The organism is Streptomyces sp. OfavH-34-F (assembly GCF_022347745.1).
In the GTDB taxonomy this organism is placed as follows: domain Bacteria; phylum Actinomycetota; class Actinomycetes; order Streptomycetales; family Streptomycetaceae; genus Streptomyces.
Window position 1 is genome coordinate 1 of sequence record NZ_JAKRGC010000361.1, and the last position, 5987, is coordinate 5987.

At 75.9% G+C, this 5987-nt stretch carries 4 protein-coding genes; all 4 read right to left on the reverse strand.

The window, feature by feature from the left end:
• The coding region (locus tag MHW47_RS30865; protein WP_239227173.1) for a M17 family peptidase N-terminal domain-containing protein at nucleotides 1–278 on the reverse strand (278 nt) is incomplete at its 3' end.
• A gap of 22 nt (nucleotides 279–300) precedes the next feature.
• Nucleotides 301–2253, reverse strand: coding sequence for a carbamoyltransferase C-terminal domain-containing protein (locus MHW47_RS30870; protein ID WP_239227174.1), 1953 nt, complete (start codon nucleotides 2251–2253; stop codon nucleotides 301–303).
• A gap of 74 nt (nucleotides 2254–2327) precedes the next feature.
• A complete protein-coding gene (locus MHW47_RS30875; RefSeq protein ID WP_239227175.1) occupies nucleotides 2328–3446 on the reverse strand; it encodes an acyl-CoA dehydrogenase family protein in 1119 nt (372 codons plus the stop codon).
• Nucleotides 3443–5987 (reverse strand): amino acid adenylation domain-containing protein (locus tag MHW47_RS30880; RefSeq protein ID WP_239227176.1); only part of this gene is annotated, 2545 nt, incomplete at its 5' end. The genes MHW47_RS30875 and MHW47_RS30880, both read right to left, overlap by 4 nt.

Here is a 5987-nt window from a genome sequence, read left to right on the forward strand (position 1 = left end):
CGCCGCGCGGTGTGCGGCGTCACCTCGCCGGGGCGGCCGAGCCCGAGCAGCACCAGCCGCTCGCACCGGCCCGGCACCCCGGGCCCGGTGACCAGCTCGTCGCGGGCCCCGCCGAACGCGTCGTACGCGAGCAGCCGGGTGACGGCCCCGCCGAGCGCGGCATCGACCTCGCTCAGCCACGGCCCGTCCGACGGCGCGCCGTCCTCCTCGTACACGCCCAGGGCGAGCACGTCACCGGTCCAGTCGCCCGGAGCCGTCTCACAGGTCGTCAGTTTCATGGTTCCTCCCCGGGGACGGCGGTCAGGCGCGGGTGATGCGCAGACCGGCCAGGTACAGCACGTCGAGTTCGGTCTTCAGGAAGAGGTCGAGCGCCTCCTCCGGCCGCTCGACGATCGGCTCCCCGGGGCCGTTGAGCGAGGTGTTCATCACCACCGGCACGCCCGTGCGGCGGTGGAACGCGGCGATCGCCGCGTGGTAGCCGCCCGCCGAGGCGTCCACGGTCTGGATGCGCGCGGTGCCGTCCACATGGGTCACGGCGGGTATCCCCGTCTGCCGCACCGTCGCGTTGAACAGCATGTACGGCGAGGGCAGCGGCACGTCCCCGAACCAGTCCGCCGCGTGCTCGGCGAGCACCGCCGGGGCGAACGGGCGCCACGCCTCACGGGTCTTGACGCGGTTCACCCGGGGCCAGTTCTCCGCGTTGCGCGGGTCCGCCAGGATCGAGCGGTGGCCGAGCGCCCGGGGCCCCGCCTCGCTGCCCCCGTCGAACCAGGCCACGACGCGGTCGGCGACGAGGTCGTCCGCCACCCGCTCCGCCACCGCCTCGCCGGAGCCGAGGTCCTCCACCACGATCCGGTCGCCCGCGGCGGCGACCGCCGCGGCCAGGTCCTCGGCCGTGGGAGGCTTACCGAGGTAGGGCGACGGGAAGCGGCGCGGCCCGTCCGCGGCCGGCAGCGGGTGGCCGAGGATCGAGTGGTGGACGGCGAGCGCCGCGCCGATCGCGATGCCGCCGTCGTCGCAGGCCGGTTCCACGAAGACCTCCCGGAACGGCCCCTCCTGCGCGATCTGGGTGTTCGACGGGCAGTTGAGCGCGGTGCCCCCGGACAGGCAGAGCGCCGGCACCGCCGTCCCGGCCGCGCCCAGCGAGGCGTGCAGCGTGCGCACCGCCTCCATCCGCACCTCCTCGAAGAGCTTCTGGGTGCTGGCCGCCACGTCCGCGTTGACCGGGGCCGTCGCCTGCTCCGGGTCGCCGAACGGGGCGAGGTCGTAGCCCATGCGCTCGGCCTCCCGGCGGCAGTGCCGCAGCCAGGCGGTCGCCACGTCCATCGGGAAGCGCTCGCGCAGGTCGGCGTGGTTGCCCAGGAACCGGGACGTGTAGAAGCGGGGGCGCCCGTAGGCGGCGAGGCCCATCAGCTTCCCGGCCGGGCCCACCAGGCCCAGGCCCAGCGCGGCGCCGACCCGGTCGTACAGGCCGCCCAGGCCCAGGTGGTGCGGGGCGAGCGGGTACAGCGCCTGCTCCCGGCCCAGGTAGAACATGCCGCTGTGGTAGCTCTCGCCCTCGGCGTAGCCGTCGTGCGTGAGCACCGCGGCCTCCCGGAACCCGGAGGCGTAGTACACGCTCCCCGCGTGGGCGAGGTGGTGGTGGACCGCGTAGCCGGGGATCGTGGTTCCGTCGAGCGTCACCCGTACCGGCAGGTGGAAGCCGTACCGGTGCCGTTCGTCGGCCACCGCGGGCGCGGCGGCCAGCTCCGCGAGGCCGCGGGTGCCCGCCCACTCCGGCTCGGTGACGTAGTCGTCGACCCACGGGACGACCGGCACGTCCGCCCGCTCCCGTCCCGCGTGCTCCGGGTACAGGCGCGCGTAGGAGCGGCCCAGCCAGGTCGCGGACAGCTCGGGGTCGTAGAGGAAGTCGAGCAGGGTGCCGCCGCCCCGCCGCCCGGCCGCGCCGGACTCCTCCTCCTCCAGCAGCGTGCAGGGCCGGCCGAACGGGTCGCTCGGCGCGTAGGCGACGGACAGGGCCGCCGGGTCGTCGACGATCAGCTCGACCTGCTGGGTGGAGCAGACCGCGACCGCGTCCAGGTCGGCGGCCCGGACCCCGGCCCCGTCCAGGGCCCGGCGCACGGTGGCGATGTCGAGGGTGGCCGCGTGCTTGACCCGGGTGTGCCGCTCCCGCAGCACGTAGGAGACGACGGCCCCGTCACGGAGGACGGAGACGGCCGCGTCGTGGCCGAAGTGAAGACCTAGGACGATCATCGAATCTCCAAGTGCTGCGCCCCGACGGGCGCCTCGATCGGTCTGCGAGAGGGGGTCGCCCCAGGGGGACGCGGTCACGTGAGGGTCAGTCCGCCGCCGCCGAGCCAGGTGTCCAGCGGCTCCCGCGCCGAGATCTCGGACGGCGGGTGGAAGGCGAGGCCCCGGCTCGCGGCCAGGGCGTCCACGCCCTGCGAACCCGTCACGAACGGCATGCCGCCCGCGAGTTCCAGGGCCCGGTCGGTCGCCTCCGCGATGGCCCGCTGGGCGGTGTGGCGGACGAGCAGGGAGCGGCCGAGCAGATCGTCGTCGCACCGGCCCCCGTCCACCTCCCGGGCCAGCGCCTCCAGGGCGGCGGCCACCGTCTCCAGCGGGGCCAGCGCGGCCACCCGGTCGCCCGGGGTGCCGCGCCCCGCGGTGTACAGCTCCTCGACCTGGCCGGTGGCGACGCCGAGGTAGGAGGCGGTGATGAGCAGCTGGAACCAGAGCAGGTTGGAGGTGAAGCGGCCGGGCGAGAGCGCGGGGTCACCGATCGGGATGATCATGGACTGCGGTACGAAGACCTCGTCGAGGACCACCGCGTCGGTCTGGGTGGCCCGCAGCACCCGGTTGCGCCAGAACGGCTCACGCCGGATGCCGGGCGCGTCCGCCGGGATCACCAGCATGAGCAGCCGGCCGTCCGGTGCGGTGCCGTCCGGGGCGGTCGCCGTCAGCGAGAGCAGGCCCATGGAGCGGGTGAGGGAGCACGGGCGCTTGGTGCCCGACACCGTCAGCCCGCCGTCGGCCGCGGCGACCCGGATGCCCGGGGCGAACAGGCTCCGGCCCACCTGGCCCTCGGCGCCGCAGGAGGCGACGAGGAGGTTCTTCTCCGCGATCCCCCGGAGCACCCCGGCGGCGTCGGCGCCGAGCGCGGCGGCCAGCCAGGCGACCTTGTAGTGGTGCATGGTCGTCGCGACGGCCAGGGCCGGGGCCCGGGAGCCGACGGCCCGCTGGAGCCGTACGCCGTCGTGGCAGCCGAGCCCGGCGCCCCCCAGCTCCCGGGGGACGAACAGGTTGCCGCCGCCGGCCCGGCGGAACTCCTCGATCACCTCGTTGTCCGGGTCCTCGGCCCCGTCGATCCCCAGCGCGGCGAGCCGGCCGTCGAAGCCGGGCAGCCGGGCTTCGAGCAGGGCGCGCTCGGCGGACAGTGGTCTCATCCCCGTGTTCCTCTCGGGAGGTCGGTGGTGGTGGGGGCGGCGGAGCACAGCGCGCCGATCCGCCGGGCCAGGCGTGCGGCGGCCGGTCCCCGGACCACCGAGAAGTGGTCCTCGTCGACGGTGTGCACGGGGCCCGGGTCCGCCAGTACCTCGTCGAGCGGCAGCAGTCCGGGGAAGGCGTGGCGCGCGGTCCGTGCGGCGCGGATCAGCAGCCGGGGCGGCTGCGGTCCGGCCGGCGGGCCGGGGTTCCAGGCGACCGGCGTGTGGCGTTCGAGGATCTCCGAGTTGTTGCGGTAGACGGCGAACAGCCGGGACAGCTCGGCCGGTTCGAGGGGCCGCTCGAGCAACCCCCGGGCGGCCAGGGCGTCGTGGGCGGCGAGCAGCCGTTCCCCGTCGGACGCGTCCGGGCCGGGGTCCTGGAGCAGGGCGGCGAGGTCGCCGCGGCCGAGCAGGTCGCCGAAGAATCCGGCGAGCCGGGCACCGAGGGCGGGCGGGTGGCCGTCCGGGCGGCCGACGAAGGAGTCGAGCGCGGTCACGGAGGCCACCGGCCGCCCCTCCCGCTCCAGGAGCACCGCCGTGTGCAGGGCCACGGTCCCGCCCAGGGACCAGCCCACCAGGTGCAGCGGACCGTCGGGCAGCCGCTCGATGAGCGTGCGCGCGTAGTGCTTCGCCATCGCGTCGAGACTGCTCGCGGGCTCCTCCGCCCCGTGCAGTCCGGCCGCCCGCAGCCCGTGCAGCGTCAGCCGCGCGGCGAGGTCCGGGTCGGCCGTCAGGGCGGACACGGCCTCCTCGTAGCACAGGACGTCGCCGCCGACCGGGTGGACGAACACCACGTGCTGGTCGCCGCCGCCGCCGAGGCCGACCAGCGGTCCGGTGTCGTCGGCCGCCGGTTCCCCTTCGCCGGGGGCGAGCAGGGCGGCCTGGGCGCGCACGGTCCGGTTCCGGAACAGCGAGGCCAGCGGAAGCCGGCGCCCGAAGGCCGTCTCGATCGCGCGGAACAGCCGTACGGCGGTCAGCGAACTGCCGCCCAGCGCGAAGAAGTCGTCGGTGACCCCGCGCGCGGCCGGGCCCAGGAGTTCCCGCCACAGGTCGAGCAGCCGGGCCTCCACCGGGGTCGCCGGGCCCTGCGTGCTCCCGCCCGCCGCCTCCGGCGCCCCCGGCCCTCCGGCACCGCGCACCGTGCCGGCGAGCAGGTCCAGGAGCGCCCTGCGGTCCACCTTGCCGTTGCCGCTCAGCGGCAGGGCCGGCACCTCGACGAGCGCGGCGGGCACCATGTACGGGGGCAGGGTCTCGCCGAGTTCCCGCCGCAGCTTTGGCCCGTCGGGGGCGACGCGGGCCCCGGCCGCCGAGGCGTCCGGCTCGTCGCGGGTGAGGAAGGCCGCCAGGTAGGGCTGGCTCTGCGAGGTGTCCACCAGCGCGACGGCGGAGCGTATCCCGTCGAGGCGGGTCAACTGGGCCTCGATCTCGCCCAGTTCGACGCGGTAGCCGTTGATCTTGACCTGGTGGTCGGCCCGTCCGAGGAATTCCAGGACGCCGCCCGGCCGGTAGCGGGCGCGGTCGCCCGTCCGGTACAGCCGCTCACCGGTCACGGGGTGCCGCAGGAACGACGCGGCGGTGCGCTGCGGCTCGCCGAGGTAGCCGGTGGCCAGGCCGGCGCCGCCGATGTAGAGGTCGCCGGGCACCCAGACCGGGGCGTCGGCCAGGTTCCCGTCCAGGACGTGCATCGTCTGGTTGGCCAGCGGAGTCCCGTACGGCACGCTCTGCCACCCGGCGGGGACGCCGGACACGGGGTACCAGTTCGACCAGATCGACGCCTCGGTGGCGCCGCCCATCGCGATGACCCGGGCGCCGGGGCAGTACGCGGCCAGCCGGTCCAGCAGCGGCAGCGGCACCCAGTCGCCGCTGAGCATGACCAGGCGCAGGGAGGCCAGGAGTTCGCGGGCCCGCTCGCCGAGGTACTCCAGGGTCAGGGCGAGCAGCGCGGGCACGGAGTTCCACACGGTCACGCCGTGCCGCCGCACGCTCTCGCCCCACGCCTGCGGGTCCGGGACAGCGCCCGGTGGCGGGCAGACCACGGTGCCGCCGCAGCCGAGCAGGGCGAACTGGTCGAAGACCGACAGGTCGAAGGCGAGCGACGAGACCGCGAGCACCTTGTCGCCGGCCGTCAGGGCGAACCGTTCGGTCAGGTCGGCCAGGGTGTTGACGGCCGCCCGGTGCGAGATGACCACGCCCTTGGGGGTGCCGGTCGAGCCCGAGGTGTAGATGACGTACGCGCTCCGGTCGAGGTCGCCGCCCTTGGGGGACGCGGGCCCGGGGTCGCCGGGGAGCGGGTCCGGGACGGCCGCGCCGGGGGAGCCGCCGAGGACGACCGCGTGCACCCCGTCGGGCAGTTCGTCCGGTGTCGCGGGCTCCGCCGTGATCAGCGCGCGGGCGCCGCTGTGCCGCAGCACCGTGCTCACCCGGGCCGCGGGCCAGTGGGGGTCGATCGGCACGTACGCGGCGCCGGCCCGCAGCACCGCGAGGACGGCCACCGACTGCGCC

What these genes read in the sequence shown, in the direction of transcription:
- MHW47_RS30875 (WP_239227175.1), bottom strand. Translation starts at nt 3,446, where the DNA reads ATGAGACCACTGTCCGCCGAGCGCGCCCTGCTCGAAGCCCGGCTGCCC.
- MHW47_RS30870 (WP_239227174.1), bottom strand. Translation starts at nt 2,253, where the DNA reads ATGATCGTCCTAGGTCTTCACTTCGGCCACGACGCGGCCGTCTCCGTC.